Source organism: Pyxidicoccus sp. M6 (assembly GCF_055568925.1).
This window is the reverse complement of the sequence record NZ_CM145714.1, coordinates 10,216,176-10,238,181: the sequence shown is the minus strand read 5'-3', so window position 1 is coordinate 10,238,181 and position 22,006 is coordinate 10,216,176. Positions and strand designations below refer to the sequence as shown.

Here is a 22,006-nt window from a genome sequence, read left to right as displayed (position 1 = left end):
GAGTGTGCGCAACCCCTCGTTCCGAGGGGAAACCGATGCGGAACGTCCGGCCCGGCACGGACGCGGTGTGGTTGGCATCCTCCGTGCTCTGTCCCGTGTCCAGGAGGCGTCAACGACATGGGCAAGCGCGTCGGAGTTCTGATGGGGGGCTGGGGCGAGGAGCGGGAGATTTCGCTCAAGACGGGGGAGGCCGTGGTGGGGGCCCTGGAGTCCCGCGGCCACCAGGTCACCCGCATCTTCGCCGGCCCCGGCCTCGACAGGGCCCTGCGCGCCGCCGAGCTGGACGTGGCCTTCATCGCGCTGCACGGGCGCATGGGCGAGGACGGCCGCGTGCAGGGCCTGCTGGAGCTGCTGGAGCTGCCGTACACCGGCTCGGGCGTGCTGGCCTCCGCGCTGGCCATGGACAAGCCCATGGCCAAGAAGCTCTTCCGGCTGCACAACCTGCCCACCCCGGCCGGCTACCGCGTGGGGCGCGAGGACGCCGAGCGCGCGCTGGAGCGGCACGGTGACCTCGGCTTCCCGTGCGTGGTGAAGCCCGCGTGCGGCGGCTCCTCCGTGGGGCTGGCGCTGGTGCACGAGCCGCAGGCGCTCGTCCCCGCGGTGGCGCAAGCGTGTCGCTTTGGCGGCGCGGCGCTGGTGGAGCGCTTCGTGGCCGGCCGCGAGGTGACGGTGGGCATCCTCGGCGACACGGTGCTGGGCAGCTGCGAGATTGCCACCCCGCGCCAGGGCTTCGATTACGACGCGAAGTACAAGGGTGGCTCGCGCTACTTCTTCCCGCCCCGCCTGTCCCCCACGCGTGTGGCCAACGTGGAGTCGCTGGCCCTGGCCGCGTACCGCGCGCTGGGCTGCCGCGGCTACGGTCGGGTGGACCTCTTGTGCTCGGACACGGACAACGACGTGGTGCTGGAGGTGAACACGCTGCCGGGCTTCACCCCCACCAGCCTCCTGCCGAAGATTGCCGCCCAGGCCGGCCTGGACTTCGCGGAGCTCACCGAGCGGATTCTCGCGCTGGCCACCCGCGACGAGGCCGGCGTCACCGAGGCTCCCGCCGTGGCCCCCGTCCCGGCCTCCGTGGAGCCCCGCCGTGCCGTGAGCTGACCCCTCGGGTTGGCCCCTCCACCGGCGCCGCCTGAAGCCCCGGCGCCGGCCCGTCAGCACCGTGAGATGGCTGTGACGCGGCGTGTCGGTTTCCCGTGAACGGAACGTTCAAATCCGGGGAATAGTTTGACACGACCTTGACGCGTCCCTATTGTCCGGCGCCGATCATTCCCGGAAGATTAAAACCTCGTCTTTTCGGGCACATACGGAGCGGGGGCTCACCAGACCCATCTGGCGGCGGTCAGCGTGAGACGGGTGCCGGTGCCGCCGCGCAGGGCAGGACCGCGGGCCACGGGGGCCGAGCGGGAGGGGCTGAGCGTCACCGATGACCACCGTCGAGATCATCTTCCTGGGCGTCTATTTCAGCGTCCTGTGCGTGCTGGCGGTCTACGGCTCGCACCGGTACCGGATGGCGTTCCTGTACTACCGGCACAAGTTCAAGCTGCCGACGCCGAAGGGCTCGCTCGAGGCGCTCCCACGCGTAACCATCCAGCTCCCCATCTTCAACGAGATGTACGTGGTGGAGCGCCTGGTGGACTCGGTGTGCCGCATCGAGTACCCGCGCGAGCTGCTGGAAATCCAGGTCCTGGACGACTCCACGGACGAGACGTGTGGCATCGCCCGCGCGTGCGTGGAGCGGCATCGGCAGAAGGGCATCGACATCGTCTACATCCACCGCACCAACCGCCAGGGCTTCAAGGCGGGCGCGCTGGAGAACGGCCTGAAGCTGGCCAAGGGCGAGTTCGTCGCGGTGTTCGACGCGGACTTCGTGCCCAGCCCGGACTTCCTGCAGCGCACGGTGCCCTTCTTCGCGGATGACAAGGTGGGCATGGTGCAGGTGCGCTGGGGCCACCTCAACCGTGACTTCTCCATCCTGACGCAGGCCCAGAGCATCTTCCTGGACGGGCACTTCATCATCGAGCACACCGCCCGCAACCGCTCCGGGTGCTTCTTCAACTTCAACGGCACCGCGGGCATCTGGCGGCGCGGCACCATCTCCGACGCGGGCGGCTGGCAGCACGACACGCTCACCGAGGACCTGGACCTGAGCTACCGCGCGCAGCTCAAGGGCTGGCAGTTCATCTTCCTGCCCGAGGTCATCTCCCCGGCCGAGGTGCCGGTGGACATGAACGCCTTCAAGAGCCAGCAGCACCGCTGGGCGAAGGGCTCCATCCAGACGGCGAAGAAGCTGCTGCCCACCATCCTCAAGAGTGATTTGCCCATGGCGGTGAAGCGGGAGGCCTTCTTCCACCTCACCAACAACATGGCCTATCTGCTGATGGTGCTCCTGTCCGTGCTGATGCCCATCAGCATGGTGGTGCGCTTCCAGCACGGCCTGTACGGCACGCTGTTCCTGGACCTGCCCTTCTTCATCAGCGCCACCGCGAGCGTCTGCGTGTTCTACGTGGCCGCGCAGGCGGAGATGGGTGTGAAGGGCTGGGCGCGGCTGAAGTACCTTCCGTTCCTGATGAGCCTGGGCATCGGCCTCGCCATCAACAACGCGAAGGCGGTGCTGGAGGCGCTGCTCAACCAGCAGTCCGGCTTCGCGCGCACGCCGAAGACGGGCGCCGAGGGCAAGAAGGTCGTCGCGGTGAAGAAGACCTACCGCGGCAGCAAGACGCTGATGCCGGTGGTGGAGCTGCTCTTCGCGGCGTACTTCACGGGCGCGCTGTGGTTCGCCATCGACGCGCGCATCTACACGTCGGTGCCGTTCATCATCCTGTTCCAGGCGGGCTTCCTGTACGTGGGCGTGTCCAGCCTGCTGCAGGGCCTGGGCCTGTCCGGCAAGCTGAAGCTGGCGGACGCGGCCCAGGCGGTGAACACCGCCGGTGAGCAGCCGCGCCGCGCGGCCTGACGCGACACTCCCTCTGGGATTCAAGAAGGGGTGGGGCCACGGAGGCCTCACCCCTTCGTCGTTTCAGCGGCCCGCGTCGGGCTCGCCGCGCAGCAGCACCTGGCGCAGCCGCACGGTGGGGGCGCCAGAGGGCGCGGTGCGGCAGCCCTCGTCGATGGAGGTGCTGGCCGCGGAGCGCAGCGTGAGGCCCGCGTCGCCGCATGCTTCGACTTCGGTGGGGAAGGTGACGGGGCAGGGCGCGCCGGAGCTGGCGAAGCCCGTGGCGTGCGTCTGGCCCACGAAGCCCTCGGGTGTCCGCTGGAGGACGATGGTGGCGGTGCTCGCGTCGGGCGCGTCGGTGCCGCCGTCCGCGTGGGCTCGCAGCACGGAGAGTGACAGCGTGCCGCCATCATCCTCGCCGTGGTAGAGGAACGCGGGGTTCCCGGCGTGGAAGTACTCGCCTGCCTGGTTGCTCTCGCAGCCCGGCGGCACGCGGATGGGAGGCGGAGGTGGGACCTGGACCTCCGTGCGCGGAGGTGTCTTGGCGGGGCACGCCGTAAGGGAGAGAACACTGAGGCCGACTGCCAGCGAGGACAGGACGCGGTGCATGGGGAGCGGATATTCGCCCAACGGCACGACGCGCGGGACTCTGTTTGATTCCCCTGGGATGACTCTCTAACCTTCGGTCCGTCATGAGCCCTCACCGACTCGTCCTTTTCGCCCTGGTGACCGCCCTGGCGGCGCCGTCTTCCGCCTTCGCGCAGGACGATGACCTCCTCGCCCCACTCACCCCACAGTCGAAGCCCGCCAAGACGAAGGGCGGGAAGACGAAGGTTGTGAAGAAGAAGCCCGCGCGTGAGAAGCCCGCGAAGGTGACGAAGAAGCCCTCGCGCGCGAAGAGCGGCGCGACGGCGCGTGGCAGCAAGGCGAGCAAGAAGCCTGTTGTGGAGCCGGAAGACGACATTCTGGCGCCGCTGGCTCCCCGGAAGACGGAGCTGATGGTGCGCATCATCGGCGGCGTGCGCGGGGCGAAGCTGCAGGTGGACGGCAAGGACGCCGGCACGCTGAGCGCGGCCCCCATCCCCGTGGAGGTGACGCCGGGCGAGCGCGTGCTCGTGGTCCGCAAGCCGGGCTATGCCGAGTACTCGCGTCGCATCGACGTGCAGGAGGGCTCGCAGCAGGAGATCTCCATCTCGCTGGACGCCACCATGGGCTTCGCCAACCTGCTGGCGGACGTGCCGGAGACGGTGGTGCTGGTGGACGGCGTCGAGATGGGGCCGGTGCCGCAGGCCAACGTGATGCTCAGGCCGGGCTCGCGTGAAATCGAGTTCCGCGCGCCGGGCTTCAAGCCCGACGTGCACAACATCACCGTCTTCGCCGGCAAGAGCTATACGGTGGAGGGCACGCTGCGGCCCCTGGTGGACACGTCGGTGGCCACCAACACGGATACGCCCAGGAAGCCGGCGCTGGACCCGGCCAGCAAGCCCGAGACGTCGCCGGCCCTGTCGCTCGGGCCGGACCCGGAGCCCGAGGCGGAGGTGAGCTCCGGCAAGCCCTGGTACGGCCGCTGGTATGTGTGGGCCGGCGTGGGCGCGCTGGTGGCCGCGGGCACGGTGGGCGCGGTGATGGCCACGAAGACCGAGACGGCCCCGGCGCTGAGCGACACGGACGTGTGCGGCGGCCCCTGCGACGCCGTGGTGTCGAAGCAGGGCGCGCGCCCCGCACGTGGTGGCGGGGCTGGCGGTCTGCGCATTCCCGCGCACGCCTTCCAGTTCTGATTCCCCCGAGGCCCGCCGCCCTCAATGGGGAGAGGGCCTCACGTTTTCGCGGACGTCTTCGGCCTCGGAGTCGTCGCACCGCCCGCGCTTCTCGCGGGCGGGCGGTGGCGCTCGGACGTGGGCGGCGGCTTCCAAGCCCCGCGCTCCTGTAAGCGCATCGCGGCTCACTGGCCGCGCAGGTCGTCCTCGGGCGAGGGGCGCGAGCCCGGCACGAGCACGAGGTACACGTCGCTGACGCGGCCCACGCCCCAGTAGTCGAGCGCCGTGGCGCGCACCTGGAAGGGCTCGGACTCGGGAAGCAGGTTCGTGAGGTCCACCTCGCCGGCGTCGAAGGTGAAGGCGCGGCGTCCCAGGCTGTCCACCTGCTCCTTGCCCAGATGGACGCCCTCGGTGAAGCCCACCACGGCGGTGCGCGTCACCTGGCCCTTCGCGTTCAGCACCTCCAGCAGCATGAAGTTGTCCACGGAGATGCCCAGGGTGGCGCGGGCGTCGCCGTAGAGGCGGGCCCGGGCGCCCTCCAGCTTCAGCAGGGGCGTCTGTCCCGTCGTCACGATGCGGGGAATCCGCTCGCCCTCGCTGGTGTCGATTTCCATGTCCTCGCGCCGCTTCTCGAGTGTCTCCGTCTCCTGCGCGGGAGTGTCCAGCAGGAGCCGTACGGCGCGGGGAGTGGAGGAGGGCGTGGCGGGGGAGGTGGGGACGTTCCGCGCACAGGCCACCAGGCCCCAGGCGGCGGCCAGGACGAGCGTTCGAGAGTGCATGCACCCCCAGGGTAGACGAGCAGTGGTGGCACCGGTCAATTAGCATGGCCCGCATGCGGACCTTCCTGCGTGGATGCCTGTTGTGGGGTGTGCTCTCCGGTGTCCCCGCCTGGAGCGGTCCACCGTCCGCACCTACGCCCGCGAGCACCCCGGACTTCTCGCCCGAGGTGCAGCTCTGCCTGCAGCACCTGAAGCCCGCGGAGCGCGCGCGGGCCGCGAAGGTGCTCGGGCCGCTGGAGGAGCTGCCGCGCTACCGGGTGCAGCTCGACGTGGACCCGAAGGAGCGCCAGGTGACGGGCCGCGTGCAGGTGGAGGTGGTGGCCCGCGGCAGGCCGCTCACGGAGCTGTACCTGCGGCTGACGCCCAACGCGCAAGGGCGCCAGGTGACGCTGTCCGAGGCGAAGCTCGGCGGCCAACCGGTGAAGCTGGAGCGGCCGGAGCCCACGCTGTACCGCGTGCCGCTGGCGGAGCCGGTGCCCGTGGGCGCGGCGGCGGTGGTGGACGTGGCGCTGAAGGCCACCGTGCCCCAGGCGGAAGCAGGTGGCGGTGGAATGCTGTCGGGGCTGCTGGGCGGAGGCTCGCGCGGCAGGGGCGGAGACCACGGCGCCTTCTCCGCCACGGAGGACTTCATCAGCCTCGTGGGCGTGGTGCCCCTGGTGCCGCCGACGGACACCGACGGCCAGCCCTGGGCCGGGCCGCAGGGCATTGGAGACCTGGGGCTCTACGAGCCCGCGCACGTGCTGGCCACCATCACCGTGCCCTCGGGCTGGGCGGTGCACGCCACCGGCGCGCCCATGGGAGAGGTGCCCGAGCGCAGCGGCCGCGTGCGCTTCGCCTTCGCCGCGGCGGCCGTGCGCGACTTCCCCATCCTCGTGTCGAAGGGCTACGAGCACTCCACGGCCACGGTGGGCGGCGTCACGGTGGAGAGCCACTACGCGGCGCGCGACAAGGCGGCGGGCCAGCGCGTGCTGCAGTACGCGAGCTCGATGCTGGAGGAATACGAGCGGCGCCTGGGCCCGCTGCCATATACGCACTTCCGCGTGGTGGAGGCGCCCCTGTCCGGTGGCGCGGGCGGCATGGAGTTCCCCGGGCTCGTGACGGTGGCCACGTCGCTGTACCGCGGCGCCGCGGACCCGGCGGAGGCTCTGGCCGGGCTCAAGGAGATGGAAGGCCTGCAGGAGCTGCTGAGCGCGATGGGGCAGGGCGGCAACCCGGCCCTGGCGCACCTGGGCGACGTGCTGGAGCGCACGCTGGAGTTCACCGTGGCGCACGAGGTGGCGCACCAGTACTTCGCGGGCCTCGTGGGCTCGGACCCCATCAAGATGCCGGTGGTGGACGAGTCCCTGGCCCAGTACGCCGCGCTCCTCTACGTGGAGTGGAAGCACGGCAAGGGGGCGGCGGACGCGCAGCGGAAGGAAGCGCTGGTGTCGGCGTACCACCTGTACCGGATGTCCGGCGGGAAGGACGGCAGGGCGGACCGGAGCACGGACAGCTTCGCGGACGAGTTCGAATATGGCGCGCTCGTCTACGGCAAGGCGCCGCTGCTGCACCACGCCTCGCGGCAGCTCGTGGGCGACGCGGCCTTCCTGCAGGCGCTGCGCGGCTACGTGGACACGTACCGCTTCAAGTGGACGTGCGGGGACTGCTTCACGCGCGAGCTGGCGAAGGCGAGCCCCCCGCACGCGAAGCGGCTGGAGGCCCTGCGCGTGCGCTGGTGGCAGGAGGCGCGCGGCGACGAGGACCTCGGCAAGCCGGACCTCTCGTCGATGCTCGGCGGCCAGGAGCTCGGAGACCTTGGCGACCTCGGGGACCTGAAGGACATGCAGCTGGACCCGGCGTCGCAGCAGCTCCTGGAGCAGCTCATCCAGGGCCTGCAGGGGGAGTGAGCCCCCGGCGTCGGGCTCTCAGTCGAACAGGGCCTGGACGAACTCGCGCGGCTCGAAGCGGCGAAGGTCGGCAATCTTCTCGCCCACGCCCACCCAGACGACGGGGAGCTTCAGCTCGTCGCAGATGCCGATGATGACGCCGCCCTTCGCGGTGCCATCCAGCTTCGTCAGCGCAATCGCGGTGACGCCCACGGCCTCGTGGAACTGCTTGGCCTGCTGAATCGCGTTCTGCCCGTTGGTGGAGTCCAGCACGAGCAGCACCTCGTGCGGCGCGCCCGGCAGTGCCTTCTCCATGACGCGCTTCACCTTCTTCAGTTCCTCCATGAGCGGCGCCTTGGTGTGGAGCCGGCCCGCCGTGTCGGCGATGACCACGTCCGCGCCCTCGTCGCGCGCCTTCTTCACCGCGTCGAAGATGACGGAGCCCGGGTCCCCACCCTCGACGCCCTTCACGAGCTCCGCCTTCGCGCGGTCCGCCCACACGTCGAGCTGCTCCGTCGCGGCGGCGCGGAACGTGTCGCCCGCGGCGAGCACCACCTTCTTGCCCTGGCCGGTGAGCTTCGCCGCCAGCTTGCCGATGGTCGTCGTCTTGCCCGCGCCGTTGACGCCCACCACCATGACGACGTGCGGGGGGCCGCCACCCTCGAGCGTGCGCGGCACCGGCAGGTCCACGATGCGCGCCACCTCCTCGCGGATGAGGCCCTTGATGCGCTCCGGGTCCTTCAGCTCGTTGCGCTTGAGCTTCTCGCGCGCCACCTCCACCAGGTGGTTGGCCGTCCGCACGCCGATGTCGGCCGTGAAGAGGATTTCCTCCAGCTCGGCCAGGACGGACTCGTCCACCTGGCGCTGCTGGCCGAACAGCCCGTTGAGGCGGGCCATGAAGCCCTGGCTCTTCGTCTTGTCCAGGCCCTGCGCCAGGGTGCGGCCGGCCTCGGCTTCAATCTTGGCGCGCGCGGCGGCTTCCTCCGCGCGGCGGGCCTCCTCGGCGGCGGCGGCCTCGCGGGCGCGCTCCTCCTCCATCAGCCGCGCGGCCTCGGCCTGCTCACGCTTGCGCCGCTCGCGGGCCTCGTCGTCGGCGGCCTTCTTCGCGCGGTACTCGGCGCGCTTCTCCTCCTCCTCGCGCTCCTTGAGGTCGCGGGCCTCCGCCTCCAGGCGGGAGCGCTCGGCGGCGTCGGTGGTGGTGCGAGCGGCGCGTGCGGCCTCCTCGCGCTGGCGGGCGAGGGCGGCGGCGCGGGCGTGGGCCTCGTCCACCTCGCGCAGCCGGGCCTGCTCCGCCTCCGTGGGCGGCAGCTCCACGCGGAGCTGGGGCCGCTCCGCGGGCAGCGCGGGCTTCTCCTTCTCCTCGGGCGCGGGGACCGTGGGCTTCTTCGCCTCGGGCGCGCGCTTGCGGAAGAACATCTTCCGCGCGGCCAGCACCATCAGCAGGACGAAGAGGCCCGCGGCGCCGATGCCGACGACATCGCCGACGGGGAACCCCTCGGACGGGGGCGTGCCGGTGCCCGGCTGCGTCGTGCCACCGCCCGGCGTAGGGGCGGGGGAGGGGGCGGGCGGCACCTGCGCGGTCAGGATGTCGAGGGCGTTCGGGGTCTTCATATTCGCGGCCTCGCATACACCAACACGCAAGTGGATGCAGCGCCCGTGGCCGGGTAGAACCCACGGGCCATGCGCCTCAAGCTCTCCACTGTCGTGCTTCCGTCGCTCCTCCTGCTGGGCCCCGCCTGCATCGTCGAGGCTCCCGGCGGCGCCAGCCCGGAGGAGCGCCGCGCATCCACCGTCGCCCAGGTGCCCCCGCTGTCGCTGCGCAACGGCGCCAACCTCGGCGGCAAGGTGGAGCTGGCGGGCGCCACGATTCTGCCCGGCCGCATCACCCCGGGAGAGCAGGCCAGGGTGACGCTCTACTTCAAGGTGCTCCAGCCCATCGAGGACGACTACCTCGTCTTCGTCCACGTGGAGGACGCCGAGGGGCGCATGGAGCGCATGAACGTGGACCACAAGCCCGCGGGCGGCCTCTACGCGACGTCGCAGTGGAAGCCCGGCGAGACGGTGAAGGACGAGTTCAACGTCTACCTGCCGGCCAACGCCCCCGCGCGCGCGCTCAACATCTGGCTGGGCCTGTGGGAGCCGCGCACGGACTCGCGCCTGCGGCTCACCAACCCGGACGCCGTGCGCAACGACGGGAGAGACCGCATCCTGCTGGGCCAGGTGCCCGTGGCGCGCTGAGCGGCGGCAGAGGGAAAAACGCCGGAGTGGTCCTCTAAGCCGGGTTCTGTTCCCACCCCTTTCGAGGTGGGCGGTGAACATTCATCTAGGGCCCTGGTTGCCCAGGGACCTCATCAGCGAGCAACCCGAACGCCTGGGACGGGCCATCCCTGTCCCTCCAGACTGCGAGGGACGCGCTCCTATTGGCTCTTGCTCCAGGTGGGGTTTACCGTGCCGTCCGAGTCACCCCGGACGCGGTGCGCTCTTACCGCACCGTTTCACCCTTACCCGCCCCTTGTGGAACGGGCGGTTTGTTTTCTGTGGCACTTTCCTGCGAGTCGCCTCGACTGGCCGTTAGCCAGCACCCTGCCCTCTGGAGCCCGGACTTTCCTCCCGCCACCCGTGACTGCGGTGGCCAGCGTTCACCCGGACCACTCCGGCACCGTGCCCTTACAACAGGCGGACGGCGCAGGTCCACTCCAGGGACAGAGAAGGAATCAGGGGCCTGACGGCGAGCGTCGGAGCGACTTCTTCGCGGCCAGGAGCAGGGCGCGAGCCGGCGGTCCGGCTCAGCTCCCCCGGCGCTCGGAGCGCATGGCGCGCGAGCGGGCCTCGCCCCGCTCTCCCGGTGGCACGGCGACCTCTCGGGGCGCTGCGCCCGGCACGGGGCCGGCGGAGGGCTCCACGCGTGGCTGCTGCACGGAGGCCTCGGCGGCGGCCAGACGCCCGGCGGCCTCCTCGATGAGCTGACCGAGGTGCTCGCGGGTGAGGCCGCGGAAGGCACGCACCGTCGACGGCAACGGCTCCTCGCGCGCGATGTGGCGGAGGATGTCGGCGATGGACGGCGCGGGCATGACGGCGGAAGCGTTGGGGCTACTTCGCCGCCGCGGGCGTCTCTTGCAGGGCCTCCACCGCGTAGATGATGCGGTGGCAGGACGGGCACACGTCGGTGCCGAGCGTGGTGCGAAGCTGGTTGTAGAGCTGCGGCGGCACGTTCATGTTGCAGCCCTGACAGGTGCCGGCGACGACGCCGACCAGCGCGGGCAGCTTCTTCTTGCGCACCGTCTCATAGCGGCGGAGCAGGGTGGCATCCACGCCCTGGGCCACGCCGGAGCGGCGGCCTTCGAGCGCCTTCACCTGCGACTCCGCCTCGCCCAGCTTGCCCTTGAGCTCCGCCATGCGGCCGGACAGGCCCTGCTGCTTCGTGGCGAACTCGGCCTCCTTCGACTTGATGGCCTCGCGCGCCGCGCCGAGCTGCTTCGTCAGCTCGGCCAGCTCCTCGGCCATGGTCAGGTTGGCCTTCTTGGCGATGTCGATTTCACGGGCCAGGGCGGAGTACTCGCGGGTGCTGCGCTGCTCGCTGAGCCGCGCCTCCCACTTCTTCACCTTGTCCTTCTCGTCCGTGATGTTCTGCTCGAGCTGCGCCTTCTGGCGCTCCATGTCCGTGAGCCGCGCCCGCTCGGCCTCGATGGCGCTGCGGGCCACGCCCAGCTCGCGCTCCAGTTCGGCAATCTGACGGGGGTGAACGTCCGCTGCCTTCCGGAGCGAGGCGACCTCGAGGTCCACGTTCTGCAGCTCCGCCAGCGCTTTCAATTTCTCCCGCAAAGTTGCTGCCTCCCACAGGGCCGCACCGTGTACGGCCGCGCTCTTGTACCAACAAGGGTGATGGGGGTCCAACGCCCAAATGGCCCATGCGTCATCCCTCGGGCTCCGGGCAGGCATGCTGCATTTGAAACAGCTTCACGCTCCAGTTAGACCGGGCGCGTGTTCCGCCCCGTCCTGTTCGCGTCCCTCCTGCTCGCGCTCGCCTCCGGCTGCCGCGAGTCCGCGCCTCCTCCAGCTCCGGTCTCCGCCGGAAATCCAGACACTCCCGCCGCGCGTCCGGCACCCGCCGCCACGGGCTGGGGCACCGTCGAGGGCCGTATCCGGCTTTCCGGGACTCCGCCGCAGCCCGCGCGCGTCCCCACCACCGGCACCGTGGTGTCCGTGTGTGGTGAGCAGGCGGAGGACCGCTCGCTGGTGGTGGGCGGCGAGGGCTCGCTCGCCTACGTGGTGGTAGCCGCGAAGGACGGCGCCGCGCTGCTCGCGGCACGGCAGGCCCCGCCCGAGCCGGTGTTGGACCAGAAGCGCTGCCTCTATGACCCGCCTGTCCTGGCCGCGCGCGCCGGAAGCACGCTGGTGCTGCGCAACTCGGATCCGCTGGTCCACAACGTGCGCGCGGCCTCCGGCGCCAACCGCGCCTTCTTCAACGTGGCCATGCCGCTGGAGGGCATGACGGTGCGCCGCCCCCTGCCCACCGTTCCCGGCGAGGTGCCCATCCGCTGCGACGTGCACCCCTGGATGCACTCGCTGGTGCGGACGTTCGACCACGGGTACTTCACCACCAGCGGCGCCGACGGCCGCTTCCGCCTGGAACTGCCCGAGGGCAACCACACCCTCGTCTTCTGGCACCAGCGCCTGCCCGAGTTGGCACGCACCGTGAATGTGAAGAACGGCGAAACCGCCCGGGTGGACCTGGAGTGGGCGGTGGACCAACTGAAGTAGCCGGGGCAGGCGACTCGGTGCGGGGCCCCGGCGCGGGGGGGGGGAGCCTTCAGTCGGGGAAATATTTTCGGCGCTCGACGTATAAGTGGATGAGGGCGCCGATTTTTTGATCCATCTTTCCGCTCTTGCGGAAATATTGCTATAAGAGTGGCGACACCAAGAAAAGGGGGCCGCGTCATGCATCAGCCGAAGAAGCAAGCCAGTCCGACGAGCGACACGAGCACGGTGGAGTCGCCCCGGAAGGCGGCATCGCGACCGGTGGGCATGCAGGAGATGGGGCCCGGCCTCTACGAGCAGATCCGCCGGGCGCTCCTGGAGCTGAAGCCCGCCTCGGGAACCTGAGGGCAGTCCACCGCCACGTCTGGCGCGCCCGTCATGCGAGCGCGCCCGGGCGGCAAGCCACGACATCGCTGTCCTGAAGAATGCAGAAGGGGCTCCCGGCTTGCGCCGTGGAGCCCCTTGGTGCTTCGGGACTAGATGTCGTCCTCTTCCGGCTCGGCACCGGCTTCTTCGTCGTCGAAGCTCTCGAGCTCTTCCTCTTCCTCTTCACCCGCGGCGGCTGGCTCCTCCGGCTCGATGGGCTCGATGACCTTCGGGGCCGCGGCCAGGCGGCCACGGCGGCCCTCGGGCTGGGGCTTGAGGGCCGGGCTCTCCCGCTGGTCCGCTCCACACTTCGGACAGACGGGGTCCGGCTTCTTCATGTCGTAGAACTTCGTCTGGCACTTGTAGCAGACGTACTTCGTTCCAAGATCCTTCGCCGGCATTCGCCACCTTTGGAAAGGCCAGTGGATACAGGAGAGGGCGCGTGAATAGTTGGGCTGTCGGACAGAGTCAACCTGTGGTTTGCGCGGGAGATTTCTAGCGGTAGCATCCGACCCGCGTTTTCCCCCGGAAGCCGGACGCTCCCCTTGAACTTCACCTGCGACAATTGCCAGAAGCGGTATTCCATTGCGGACGAAAAGGTCCGCGGCAAGACGGTCAAGGTCCGCTGCAAGAACTGCCAGAACGTCATCACCGTCGAAGGACCGTCCGCCCCATTGGAGGAGAGCACCCGCGTGGTGTCCCTCGCGGACGTGGAGCGCATCCGCGCCCAGGAGCGCTCCCTCGCGGAGCCCGAGGCCCCCGCGCCTGCCTCCGCCGCCGCGGCCCCCGTCGCCCGCGCGCCGGCCGCCGCCCTCCAGACGCCCTGGGATGACGAGCCCACCCGCGCGGTGCCCCTGAAGCCGGCGGGCTCGCCCTGGTTCGTCATGGTGCGCAACAAGCAGGAGGGGCCGCTGGACGAGGGCGCCCTCCGCGAGCTGGTCGCCACCGGCACCGTCAGCGGGCGCAGCTTCTTCTGGCAGCAGGGCATGGCGGACTGGAAGCGCGGCGCGGACATCCCGGAGCTCGCGGGCTTCTTCGCGCCGCCGCCCGCGCCCGAGCCGCCCCCTCCGCCGCCTCCCCCGGTGGAGGCGCCGGCACCGGCCCCCGCGCCGGCCCGCGCCCAGCGGGCGGCTCCAGCCCGCCGTGAGCCGGAGCCCCAGCCCCAGGCCTTCATGCCGGAGCCCGAGCCGCAGCCGGCCCCGGACGACCAGCAGCCCGAGTGGGACCCGGACCAGGACGCGCCGGAGCGGACCTACTTCGGGGAGATGGACCCGCGCATCCAGGCCCAGCCGCAGCCGCAGCAGGGCCGGCGGGGCCAGGCCGCCGCGAGCGCCGCGCCGCTCAACGACGACCTGTTCTCCGACCTGGACCTGCCGGGCAACCGGGGTGAGGACGAAGGCCAGGCGCAGCACGAGGACCCGCTCGCCGCGCTGGGCGGTGGGGACCCGGAAGAGCGCGAGCCGGTGGAGGACACGCGTCACTTCGCGGCGAAGTCCGGCGTGACGCGGCGCAACCCCGCGTGGAAGTACGCCGTCGCGGTGCTGTTGCTGCTCATCGTCCCGCTCGGCGGCGCGTACGTGCTGTCGGAGACGCTGGGCGTGGTGCCCCTGCGCGTGAAGACGGTGGACGCGGAAGGGCATCCGGTGGAGCAGCCCATCTTCTCCACGCGAGGCGTGGGTGCGCTGCGCGACAAGTTGCTGGGACGCGAGCCGCCTCCGGCCCCGGCGCCGAAGCCCGCGGCCCCGCCCACCGAGAAGCGTCCGGCCGCGCCCCCCGCGCAGCCTGAGTCCGCGCCCGCGCCCACGGGCCAGGCGCCCGCGGGTGGTGGCGCGCCGACGGGCGTCGCGCCGCCTCCGTCCGCCGAGCAACTCCAGGCCGTCTACGCGGACTCGGGGAAGAAGGACGTGGGCCCCGACGTGCGCAAGGACGCGGAGGTGGCCGCGACGGACTCGGACGACGTGGGTGGCCCCTCGGACGAAGAGGTGGAGCGCGTGGTGGACAAGGCGCAGGACGCCTTCAAGGCCTGCGTGGAGAACGAGCTGCGCAAGAACCCGTCCTTCCGCGTGGGCAAGGTGACGCTGACGGCCACGGTGGGCAGCTCCGGCAAGGTGAAGGCCGCGACGCTCGACAAGAAGGACCTGAACCGCTCTCCCGTGGGCGCCTGCATCAAGGACCGCGCGAAGAACATGGTGTTCTCCGCCTTCTCGGGTGATGACATCGACCTCGAGATTCCGCTCGTCCTCTCCGGGACGATGTAGCTGTCCCGGCTGTGAGCACTCAGGAGTCGGACCAGGCGCGGGCCGCGACTGGCGGCCTGCCCCGCGCGGTGGTGCTGCTGGGCGTGGTGTCGCTGTTCACCGACGTGAGCAGCGAGATGATTTTTCCCCTCCTGCCCGCGTTCCTCGCGGCGCGCTTCCCGGCGGCGCCGCTCTTGCTGGGCGCCATGGAGGGGTTGTCGGACCTGGTGTCCGCGCTGCTCAAGTACCGCTCCGGCCTGTGGGCGGACCGGGCGCGCCGGCTCAAGCCGCTGGTGCTGATGGGCTACTGCGTGTCGTCGCTGGCGCGGCCGATGATGGCCTTCGTCACCCTCGCGTGGCAGCCGCTCGTCATCCGCTCTCTGGACAGGGTGGGCAAGGGCGTTCGCAGCAGTCCGCGTGACGCCATCATCGCGCACTCGGTGCCGGAGGGCGCGCGGGGGCGGGCGTTCGGCTTCCACCGGGGCATGGACCACGCGGGCGCGGCGGTGGGCGCGCTGGTGGCCATGGGGCTGGTGGCGCTGGGGCTGCGCGCGGAGCAGGTGTTCCTCGCGGCGGCGGTGCCGGGCTTCTTCGCGGTGCTGTGCATCCTCGTGGTGAAGGAGCCCGAGCGCGCACCGGAGGCGGCGGGGCAGGGCTCGGCGCTGGTGCCGGTGCCGCGAAGGCTCGGGTACTACCTGGTGCCGGTGGTGCTCTTCGGCGTGGCGAACTCCACGGATGCGTTCCTCCTGCTGAAGCTCACGGAGGAGGGAGCGCCGGCGGCGCTGCTGCCCATGGCGTGGCTGCTGCTGCACGTGGTGAAGGCGGCCGTCTCGTATCCGGCGGGCTGGCTGGCGGACCGGCTGGGCTCGTCGCGCGTGGTGCTGGCGGGGTGGGGGCTGTACGCGCTCAGCTATGTGGCGCTGTCGCAGGTGCGCGGTGTGCCCGCCACGCTGGCCGTCATGGCGTTCTACGGGCTGTACCACGCGCTGGCGGAGGGGGCGGAGAAGTCGCTGCTCACCTCGCTGGTGCCGCCGGAGGCGCGGGGGCGGGCCTTCGGGCTCTACAACGGGCTCACGGGTGGAGCCTCGCTGGCCGCGGGCCTGTTGTTCGGAGCGGTGTGGACGCGGTGGGGCAGCGCGCCGGCCTTCCTCTCCGCGGGCCTGCTGGCGGCGGTGAGCGCGGTGCTGCTGGTGGTGCTGCTGCCCCGGGCCCGTCCCGAGGCGGCGCCGGTGGTGTGAATCTACAAATCGAAGTCGCCGGAGGGTGGCTTCTTCTTGCCGCGCTTCGCCCGCTGGCGCGCCTCGCGCACCTCGGCGCGCAGGGCCTCGGTGGCTTCGCGGTCCACGCGTAGCGTTTCCAAGTCCAGCACGTCGCCTTCGCGCACCCCTTCGGGCAGTTCGCTCAGCGGACGCGTCTCCTGCCGGCCCTCCACGACGAGCACGGCGACGTCGCCTTCGATGCGGTCCAACGTGGCGCGAGTCATTGCGCGACAGCTCCTCTACGGATTGCAGTCCCGGGCCGGCCGACGGTTGCGGGCGGCTTCCTCGCGGGACTTGAAGACGACGAGGTTCGACGACTTTATCTTCGCCGCGTTCCGGCACGATGGGAGGTGGAAGACGTCCGTCTTGCTGCTGCCGACGTAGGTCTCCGACTGCGCGGCGCGCGACTCCGTGCTCTTGCGAGGCGTGCGCGTCTCCGTGCGAGACGGTGACGGCGCATCCGCGGCCGGCAGGTCGTCGATGTCCACCACCTGCCCGAACTGCGTCGGGTTCGTCGAGCTCCGCGTGCCCTGCGTGCCACGGCCGGGCGAAGCCTTCGCCACCTCCGGCTTCGTGGCGCCCGGCTTCGCCGTCTCCGCCTTCGGAGCCTGGGCCACCGTCGGCGCGGCTGTGTCCTCGAGACCGGTGAACGTGTAGCGCGTGTCCTCCGGCACACCTTCGGGCAGGCGCTGCGGGGTGACGACGAGCTGCTTCCCATCGCTCACCACCTGCACCTCGCCCGAGACGTCGGTGCGGAACACCTGCGCGCCCGCCGCCTCCAGGCGCTTCAGCGTGGCGGCGGCCGGTGCGCCGCCCTGGTGGCCCACCGAGATGACCGCCGCGCGAGGGTGCACGGCCTGCAGGAAGGCACTCGTCGTCGGCCCATCCGAGCCGTGCGCCGCCACCTTGAGCACCGTGGACCGCATGGGCGTGCCGAGCGCCAGCAGGTGCTCCTCCGTCTTCGCATGCGCGTCCCCCGCGAAGAGCACCGCCGTGTCGCCATACGTGAGGCGCAGCACGACGGAGTTGGCCTCCAGCGAGGCCTCGGGCACATCCAGCAGCTTCTCGGCCGGGTGGCGGGGCCACAGCACGTTCAGCTCCGCGCCGGGGCCCAGCGGCAGGCGGAGCGGCGCGTTGGGCGTGGACGGAGGCTCCGTGGAGACGAACTCCACGCCCATGCCGCCGAGCCGGGTGAGCAGCGCGTCGTACTCCGGAGGCGTGGCCTCGAGCTGCGGCTCCATCAACTGCTTCGCGCCCACGCGGCGCAGCACTGCCTCCACCGAGCCATGGTGGTCCGCGTGCGGGTGCGTGAGGATGACCAGGTCGAGCCGCTGCGTGAGCAACTCCGGCAGCCGGTTGAGCAGGTGGTCCGCCGCCGTGGCGGGCCCGGTGTCCACCAGCACCGTGTGCCCCTTCGGCGACACGATGAGCGCCGCGTCCCCCTGGCCCACGTTGAAGAAGTAGACGTGCAGCTTCCCGTCCGGACCCGCGCCGAAGTAGCGGCGCGCCTCGGCGGGGCGGGGGGCCGCGGTGGGAGGCGGAGGTGCGGGCGGTGGAGGTTCCTCGCAGGCCGCCGTGGCCACCAGCACTCCCAGCAGGCACAACAGACGCGGGCTCATGGGTGGCAGTCCTCGGCGGGGCGGCGCTCGCGCAGGGCGGCGGCGCGGCTGGAATAGACGGTGCGCTCGGACTTGGAGCGCTTGAGGGTGGCGCAGTCCTCGCGGTGGAACACCTTGCTGCCCTTCAGGCTGACGTAGGACCCCGCCTCGCTCCGCGAGGACACAGGAGCCGACTCCATGGCGCTTCGCGAGATGACGGTGCCGCCGGCGCGCGCGCCGGGCTCGGGCTCCTTCTCTCGCGAGCCACCGTGCGCGCGCTTCGTGCTGGGGAGGATGGGGCCGAGCGCGACGGGACCGGGCTTCACCGTGCCCGTCACCGTCATCGGCGCGGCGCGGCCCTTCTCGGAGCGCACCGTGACGGTGGTGCCGTCGCTCACCGCCACCACCTCGCCGTCCAGGTCGGTGCGCAAGACGCGGGCGCCCGACGCGTCCAATCGCTCCAGCGCCTCGGCGGTGGGGTGGCCGTAGTCGTTGCCCGTGCCGCAGGAGATGACGGCGGCCTGCGGCTTCACCGCCGCGAGGAACGCCGCCGTGGACGAGTGTTTCCCGCCATGGTGGGCCACCTTGAGCACGGTGGCGGAGAAGTCGATGCGCTTCTGGAGGAGGGCGGCCTCCGTGTCCGGCTCGGCGTCGCCAGTGAAGAGGAAGGCCGTCTTCCCGTACGTCAGCTTGGTGACGATGGAGTTGGAGTTCGGGTCCGAGCGCGTGTCGTCCAGGAAGGGCTCCTGCGGCACGCGGGGCCAGAGCACCGTGAGCGAGACGCCCTCGCCCAGGCCGATGGTGAGCAGCGTCTGCGGCGCCTGCGGGTTGGGCTCCGGGTTCATCACCTGGCCCACCGAGTCGCCCACCACGTCCAGCAGCTCCCTGTACGCGTCGCTCGGGTGGTCGAAGCCCGGGTCCATGAAGCGCTTCGCCCCCACCGTCTTGAGCGCCTGGGCCATGCCGCCCAGGTGGTCCAGGTGTGGGTGGGTGAGGATGACCAGGTCCAGCGGCTCCTTCACCAGCGCGCGCAGGCGGCGGGCCAGGTGCTCGCGGCCCTCGGGCGGGCCGCCGTCGATGAGCACCGTCTTGCCCGTGGGCGACACGATGAGCGCCGCGTCCCCCTGGCCCACGTCGAAGAAGTACACCGTGAGCGGCTTCACGGCGGGAGCGAGCGAAGGCGCGGCCCGGCCCGGAAGCGAGGCGAGCAGGAGGACGACGAGGGTGAGCAGCCGGGCAAGAGACGTCACGCAGCGGACTCTACCGCCCCGCTCCGTCCCTCGGCATCTGGCTGGGCGGCGGATGCGTGCTACCCGTGCGAGCGCTTCCCGAGGGGCGGGAAGTGGGCTATGGGGCCCGGCATGTCCGACTCCCAGGACGTCTTCGCGAAGTTCCTCGAGGAGCTCGCCGACCAGGCCCGCCGCCGCATGGATGCCTGGAAGGACTCCTCTCCCTCCGAGCCCGGTGCTCCCGCTCCGGACACGATGCCGTCCACCCGCCGCGTGGACATGGAGACCCTCCGCTCCCCGGCGGACCTGGCCCCCTACATCGACCACACGCTGCTCAAACCCGAGGCCCGCGCCGAGGACGTGGTGAAGCTGGCCGAGGAGGCCAGGAAGCACGGCTTCGCCACGGTGTGCGTCAACAGCACGCACGTGGCCACCGCCGCGCGCGTGCTGGACGGCTCCAACACGGTGCCCATCGCAGTGGTGGGCTTCCCGCTCGGCGCGTCGCTGCCGTCCGCCAAGGCCTTCGAGGCCCGCGAGGCCATCCGCGCCGGGGCGCGTGAAATCGACATGGTGCTCAACGTGGGCGCGCTCAAGTCGCGCGACTATGCGCTGGTGCACCGGGACATCGCCACCGTGGTGGAGGCCAGCCGCCCACTGCCGGTGAAGGTGATTCTGGAGACGGCGCTGCTCACGGACGAGGAGAAGGTGCTCGCCTGCGCCCTGTCCAAGGCCGCGGGGGCCGCCTTCGTGAAGACGTCCACCGGCTTCGGCCCGGGCGGCGCCACCGCCGAGGACGTCGCGCTGATGCGCCGCGTGGTGGGCGAGGACGTGGGCGTGAAGGCGTCCGGCGGCATCCGCTCCGCCGAGGATGCGATGAAGATGCTGCGCGCGGGCGCCAACCGCCTGGGCGCGTCCGCGTCCGTGGCCATCGTCAGCGGACAGTCCTCCACCGCGAAGTACTGACACGGGGGCGAGACGTGAACGCGAAACAGCGAGAGGAATTCAAGAAGCTGCTGCTGGCGCTCCACGCCGAGCTGACGGAGAAGACGCCGCGGAAAATCGAGCCCAACCGCACCGACGACGCGCGCATCGGCGGTGACGAGGACGAGCAGCCCCTCAACGAGATGATGCAGGCCATCGCCTCCAACCGGAACCGGAACATGGACGGCGTGCTGGCCCGCGTGATGAAGGCGCTGGGCAAGCTGCGCGACGACCCGGACTCCTATGGCGAGTGCGAGGAGTGCGGCGACGAATTGCCCCTGGGCCGCCTGCGCGCCATGCCGTACGCGGAGTACTGCGTGACGTGCCAGTCCTCCAAGGACGGCCCCAAGGGCCCCGCCACGCGCAAGAAGCTCACCGACTACACCTGAACTATCACCCCTGAACAGCAGGCGCGCGAGCCCGTGCTCCGTGCGCCGCTTTCGGCTACACGAGGCCCACGCGCATGGACACCACCGGACTGAGAGAGCGGGCGGAGGCCTGGCGTCAGGCGGACCCCGACACCGACACCGCCTCGGAGCTGGCGCAGTTGCTGGCGAAGGGCGACTGGACGGAGCTGGCGGACCGCTTCGCCGGTGATTTGGAGTTCGGCACCGCGGGCCTGCGCGGCGTGCTGGGCGCCGGACCCAACCGGATGAACCGCGCCGTGGTGCGCCGCACGACGGCGGGCCTCGCGCGCTACCTCAAGGCGCACGTGCCGGACGTGGCCACGCGGGGCGTCGTCGTCGGGCGTGACGGACGCCGCCTGAGCGCGGAGCTGGCCGAGGACACCGCCGCCGTGCTCGCCGCGGAGGGCATTCCCGCGCACTTCTTCCCGCACCCGGTGCCCACGCCGGTGACGGCCTTCGCCGCGCTGCACCTGAATGCCGCCGCGGCCGTCATGGTGACGGCCAGCCACAACCCGCCCGAGTACAACGGCTACAAGGTCTACTGGGGCAACGGCGCGCAAATCATTCCCCCGCATGACACCGGCATCGCCGCGTCCATCGCCAGGGTGGAGCCCGCCAACCGCGTGCCGCTCATGACGCCCGCGGACGCGCGCGCGAAGGGGCTGTGGCGGGACTTGAGCAACGACGTGGGGGAGGCGTACCTGCGCGCCATCCTCGGGCTGCGCGTGCACCAGCGCGGCTCGGACACGCTGTCCATCGTCTACACCGCCATGCACGGCGTGGGCGGCCTCTGGGCCGAGCGCGCCCTTCGCGAGGCGGGCTTCCCGCGCTTCACCCCCGTGGCCGAGCAGCAGCAGCCCGACGGCCGCTTCCCCACCGTGCGCTTCCCCAACCCGGAGGAGCCCGGCGCCATGGACCTGTCGCTCGCCACGGCCGAGCGCGTGCGCGCTGACCTGGTGCTGGCCAATGACCCGGACGCGGACCGGCTCGCCGTCATGGCGCGCGACGCGGATGGCCGCATGCGCATGCTCACCGGCAACGAGGTGGGCGTGCTGCTGGGCCACTACGCCCTCACCCAGGGCACGAAGCGCGCGAGGCCGCACGTCGTCACCACCATCGTCTCGTCCACGCAGCTCGGCGACATCGCCCGCGCGCTGGGCGCCGCCTATGACGAGGTGCTCACCGGCTTCAAGTGGATTGCCAACCGCGCGCTGGAGCGCGAGCGCGCCGAGGGCACGCAGTTCGTCTTCGGCTACGAGGAGGCGCTCGGCTACACCGTGGGCACGGTGACGCGCGACAAGGACGGCGTCGGCGCGGCGCTCGTCATGGCGGACCTCGCCGCGTGGTGCCAGTCGCGCGGCACCACGGTGCTCGGCTACCTGGAGGAAATCCAGCGGCGCCACGGCCTGTACGTGGGCGCCCAGCGCAACGTCACGCTGCCCGGCTCCGCGGGCGCCCAGGTCATCCGCGCCATCATGGACGCCTTCCGCGCCTCGCCGCCCGCGCGCATCGGCACTGCCCCGGTGAGCGCCGTGCGCGACTACAAGCAGGGCTCGGGCGGGCTGCCCCCGTCCAACGTGCTCGCCTTCGAGTTGGAGGGCGGCGGCCGCGTCACCCTCCGGCCGTCCGGCACCGAGCCGAAAATCAAGTACTACTTCGAGCTCAAGGAGTCGCTCACGTCCGGAGAGCCCCTGGCCCGCGCCCGCGAGCGCGCGGAAGGGCGGCTGGCCCGGTTCATCGATGACTTCATCGCGCTCGCGCGTGAGCGCGGACAACCCACGTGAGTCTTGAATCACACCTCAGTTCGACTGGCCGTGCCCCCGCGCGGCCCTCTCCAG

At 71.3% G+C, this 22,006-nt stretch carries 21 protein-coding genes and 1 other RNA gene; 12 read left to right on the top strand and 10 right to left on the bottom strand.

The features are described from left to right. The first annotated feature begins 117 nt into the window (after positions 1–117). A complete protein-coding gene (locus tag ACVTJA_RS40240) occupies positions 118–1,098 on the top strand; it encodes a D-alanine--D-alanine ligase (protein WP_465828422.1) in 981 nt (326 codons plus the stop codon). A 325-nt stretch (positions 1,099–1,423) separates the two neighbouring features. Further along, positions 1,424–2,953 carry a cellulose synthase family protein gene (locus tag ACVTJA_RS40235; RefSeq protein ID WP_465828420.1) on the top strand — a complete coding sequence of 510 codons (1,530 nt, stop codon included), beginning with the start codon at positions 1,424–1,426 and terminating at the stop codon, positions 2,951–2,953. A 63-nt stretch (positions 2,954–3,016) separates the two neighbouring features. Here the strand turns inward: ACVTJA_RS40235 and ACVTJA_RS40230 are convergent, their stop codons facing one another. Continuing rightward, entirely contained in the window at positions 3,017–3,541 is a 525-nt protein-coding gene (locus tag ACVTJA_RS40230; protein ID WP_465828418.1) for a hypothetical protein, read from the bottom strand. An 83-nt stretch (positions 3,542–3,624) separates the two neighbouring features. Here ACVTJA_RS40230 and ACVTJA_RS40225 point away from each other — a divergent pair, with 83 nt between their 5' ends. Further along, positions 3,625–4,710 carry a PEGA domain-containing protein gene (locus ACVTJA_RS40225; RefSeq protein ID WP_465828416.1) on the top strand — a complete coding sequence of 362 codons (1,086 nt, stop codon included), beginning with the start codon at positions 3,625–3,627 and terminating at the stop codon, positions 4,708–4,710. 164 nt (positions 4,711–4,874) lie between these two features. Here ACVTJA_RS40225 and ACVTJA_RS40220 read toward each other — a convergent pair whose 3' ends face one another. Beyond that, positions 4,875–5,468 carry a hypothetical protein gene (locus ACVTJA_RS40220; RefSeq protein ID WP_465828414.1) on the bottom strand — a complete coding sequence of 198 codons (594 nt, stop codon included), beginning with the start codon at positions 5,466–5,468 and terminating at the stop codon, positions 4,875–4,877. A gap of 53 nt (positions 5,469–5,521) precedes the next feature. Here ACVTJA_RS40220 and ACVTJA_RS40215 point away from each other — a divergent pair, with 53 nt between their 5' ends. Next, entirely contained in the window at positions 5,522–7,354 is a 1,833-nt protein-coding gene (locus ACVTJA_RS40215) for a M1 family aminopeptidase (RefSeq protein WP_465828412.1), read from the top strand. A gap of 18 nt (positions 7,355–7,372) precedes the next feature. Here the strand turns inward: ACVTJA_RS40215 and ftsY are convergent, their stop codons facing one another. Continuing rightward, positions 7,373–8,944: a signal recognition particle-docking protein FtsY gene (ftsY, locus tag ACVTJA_RS40210; RefSeq protein ID WP_465828411.1), complete on the bottom strand. Its 1,572-nt coding sequence runs from the start codon at positions 8,942–8,944 to the stop codon at positions 7,373–7,375. Positions 8,945–9,013: 69 nt separating this feature from the next. Here ftsY and ACVTJA_RS40205 point away from each other — a divergent pair, with 69 nt between their 5' ends. Beyond that, entirely contained in the window at positions 9,014–9,571 is a 558-nt protein-coding gene (locus ACVTJA_RS40205) for a hypothetical protein (RefSeq protein WP_465828409.1), read from the top strand. 19 nt (positions 9,572–9,590) lie between these two features. On the opposite strand, the gene rnpB is transcribed toward ACVTJA_RS40205, so the two are convergent. The 3 genes from rnpB to ACVTJA_RS40190 form a co-directional block, all read right to left on the bottom strand. Then, an RNA gene (rnpB, locus tag ACVTJA_RS40200) (RNase P RNA component class A) lies at positions 9,591–9,988 on the bottom strand. A gap of 131 nt (positions 9,989–10,119) precedes the next feature. Beyond that, entirely contained in the window at positions 10,120–10,404 is a 285-nt protein-coding gene (locus ACVTJA_RS40195; protein ID WP_465828406.1) for a hypothetical protein, read from the bottom strand. A gap of 19 nt (positions 10,405–10,423) precedes the next feature. Next, positions 10,424–11,155 (bottom strand): zinc ribbon domain-containing protein, encoded by a 732-nt coding sequence (locus ACVTJA_RS40190; protein ID WP_465828404.1) that lies wholly within the window; start codon positions 11,153–11,155, stop codon positions 10,424–10,426. Positions 11,156–11,314: 159 nt separating this feature from the next. Between ACVTJA_RS40190 and ACVTJA_RS40185 the strand changes: the two genes are divergently transcribed. Together ACVTJA_RS40185 and ACVTJA_RS40180 are read left to right on the top strand one after the other, a co-directional pair. After that, positions 11,315–12,094: a hypothetical protein gene (locus ACVTJA_RS40185; RefSeq protein WP_465828402.1), complete on the top strand. Its 780-nt coding sequence runs from the start codon at positions 11,315–11,317 to the stop codon at positions 12,092–12,094. A gap of 177 nt (positions 12,095–12,271) precedes the next feature. Then, positions 12,272–12,436 (top strand): hypothetical protein, encoded by a 165-nt coding sequence (locus ACVTJA_RS40180; RefSeq protein ID WP_465828400.1) that lies wholly within the window; start codon positions 12,272–12,274, stop codon positions 12,434–12,436. A gap of 131 nt (positions 12,437–12,567) precedes the next feature. Here ACVTJA_RS40180 and ACVTJA_RS40175 read toward each other — a convergent pair whose 3' ends face one another. After that, complete coding sequence (locus tag ACVTJA_RS40175) at positions 12,568–12,858, bottom strand: TIGR02300 family protein (RefSeq protein ID WP_465828398.1); 291 nt, start codon at positions 12,856–12,858, stop codon at positions 12,568–12,570. Between the two features lie 144 nt (positions 12,859–13,002). On the opposite strand from ACVTJA_RS40175, the gene ACVTJA_RS40170 reads away from it, so the two are divergent. Both ACVTJA_RS40170 and ACVTJA_RS40165 read left to right on the top strand, forming a co-directional pair. Beyond that, a complete protein-coding gene (locus ACVTJA_RS40170) occupies positions 13,003–14,715 on the top strand; it encodes an AgmX/PglI C-terminal domain-containing protein (protein WP_465828396.1) in 1,713 nt (570 codons plus the stop codon). An 11-nt stretch (positions 14,716–14,726) separates the two neighbouring features. Next, positions 14,727–15,932, top strand: a complete 1,206-nt coding sequence (locus ACVTJA_RS40165) for an MFS transporter (RefSeq protein WP_465828395.1) — start codon at positions 14,727–14,729, stop codon at positions 15,930–15,932. Positions 15,933–15,934: 2 nt separating this feature from the next. Here the strand turns inward: ACVTJA_RS40165 and ACVTJA_RS40160 are convergent, their stop codons facing one another. The 3 genes from ACVTJA_RS40160 to ACVTJA_RS40150 are packed head-to-tail and all read right to left on the bottom strand — an operon-like array spanning position 15,935 to position 18,801. After that, positions 15,935–16,177 (bottom strand): DUF3006 domain-containing protein, encoded by a 243-nt coding sequence (locus ACVTJA_RS40160; protein ID WP_465828393.1) that lies wholly within the window; start codon positions 16,175–16,177, stop codon positions 15,935–15,937. A gap of 15 nt (positions 16,178–16,192) precedes the next feature. Continuing rightward, a complete protein-coding gene (locus tag ACVTJA_RS40155) occupies positions 16,193–17,572 on the bottom strand; it encodes a ComEC/Rec2 family competence protein (RefSeq protein ID WP_465828391.1) in 1,380 nt (459 codons plus the stop codon). After that, entirely contained in the window at positions 17,569–18,801 is a 1,233-nt protein-coding gene (locus ACVTJA_RS40150) for a ComEC/Rec2 family competence protein (RefSeq protein ID WP_465828389.1), read from the bottom strand. Before ACVTJA_RS40150 ends, ACVTJA_RS40155 begins: the two co-directional genes overlap by 4 nt. Positions 18,802–18,912: 111 nt before the next feature. Here ACVTJA_RS40150 and deoC point away from each other — a divergent pair, with 111 nt between their 5' ends. The 3 genes from deoC to ACVTJA_RS40135 all read left to right on the top strand — a co-directional run bounded on the left by deoC (position 18,913) and on the right by ACVTJA_RS40135 (position 21,952). Then, positions 18,913–19,743: a deoxyribose-phosphate aldolase gene (gene deoC, locus ACVTJA_RS40145; RefSeq protein WP_465828387.1), complete on the top strand. Its 831-nt coding sequence runs from the start codon at positions 18,913–18,915 to the stop codon at positions 19,741–19,743. Positions 19,744–19,757: 14 nt separating this feature from the next. Next, positions 19,758–20,150 (top strand): TraR/DksA family transcriptional regulator, encoded by a 393-nt coding sequence (locus ACVTJA_RS40140; protein WP_465828385.1) that lies wholly within the window; start codon positions 19,758–19,760, stop codon positions 20,148–20,150. A 74-nt stretch (positions 20,151–20,224) separates the two neighbouring features. Continuing rightward, positions 20,225–21,952, top strand: a complete 1,728-nt coding sequence (locus tag ACVTJA_RS40135) for a phospho-sugar mutase (RefSeq protein ID WP_465828383.1) — start codon at positions 20,225–20,227, stop codon at positions 21,950–21,952. Positions 21,953–22,006 lie beyond the last annotated feature (54 nt).

What these genes read in the sequence shown, in the direction of transcription:
- ACVTJA_RS40135 (WP_465828383.1), top strand. Translation starts at nt 20,225, where the DNA reads ATGGACACCACCGGACTGAGAGAGCGGGCGGAGGCCTGGCGTCAGGCG.
- ACVTJA_RS40180 (WP_465828400.1), top strand. Translation starts at nt 12,272, where the DNA reads ATGCATCAGCCGAAGAAGCAAGCCAGTCCGACGAGCGACACGAGCACG.
- ACVTJA_RS40175 (WP_465828398.1), bottom strand. Translation starts at nt 12,858, where the DNA reads ATGCCGGCGAAGGATCTTGGAACGAAGTACGTCTGCTACAAGTGCCAG.
- deoC (WP_465828387.1), top strand. Translation starts at nt 18,913, where the DNA reads ATGTCCGACTCCCAGGACGTCTTCGCGAAGTTCCTCGAGGAGCTCGCC.
- ACVTJA_RS40205 (WP_465828409.1), top strand. Translation starts at nt 9,014, where the DNA reads ATGCGCCTCAAGCTCTCCACTGTCGTGCTTCCGTCGCTCCTCCTGCTG.
- ACVTJA_RS40160 (WP_465828393.1), bottom strand. Translation starts at nt 16,177, where the DNA reads ATGACTCGCGCCACGTTGGACCGCATCGAAGGCGACGTCGCCGTGCTC.
- ACVTJA_RS40220 (WP_465828414.1), bottom strand. Translation starts at nt 5,468, where the DNA reads ATGCACTCTCGAACGCTCGTCCTGGCCGCCGCCTGGGGCCTGGTGGCC.
- ACVTJA_RS40225 (WP_465828416.1), top strand. Translation starts at nt 3,625, where the DNA reads ATGAGCCCTCACCGACTCGTCCTTTTCGCCCTGGTGACCGCCCTGGCG.
- ACVTJA_RS40240 (WP_465828422.1), top strand. Translation starts at nt 118, where the DNA reads ATGGGCAAGCGCGTCGGAGTTCTGATGGGGGGCTGGGGCGAGGAGCGG.
- ACVTJA_RS40235 (WP_465828420.1), top strand. Translation starts at nt 1,424, where the DNA reads ATGACCACCGTCGAGATCATCTTCCTGGGCGTCTATTTCAGCGTCCTG.
- ACVTJA_RS40195 (WP_465828406.1), bottom strand. Translation starts at nt 10,404, where the DNA reads ATGCCCGCGCCGTCCATCGCCGACATCCTCCGCCACATCGCGCGCGAG.
- ACVTJA_RS40230 (WP_465828418.1), bottom strand. Translation starts at nt 3,541, where the DNA reads ATGCACCGCGTCCTGTCCTCGCTGGCAGTCGGCCTCAGTGTTCTCTCC.
- ACVTJA_RS40215 (WP_465828412.1), top strand. Translation starts at nt 5,522, where the DNA reads ATGCGGACCTTCCTGCGTGGATGCCTGTTGTGGGGTGTGCTCTCCGGT.
- ftsY (WP_465828411.1), bottom strand. Translation starts at nt 8,944, where the DNA reads ATGAAGACCCCGAACGCCCTCGACATCCTGACCGCGCAGGTGCCGCCC.
- ACVTJA_RS40155 (WP_465828391.1), bottom strand. Translation starts at nt 17,572, where the DNA reads ATGAGCCCGCGTCTGTTGTGCCTGCTGGGAGTGCTGGTGGCCACGGCG.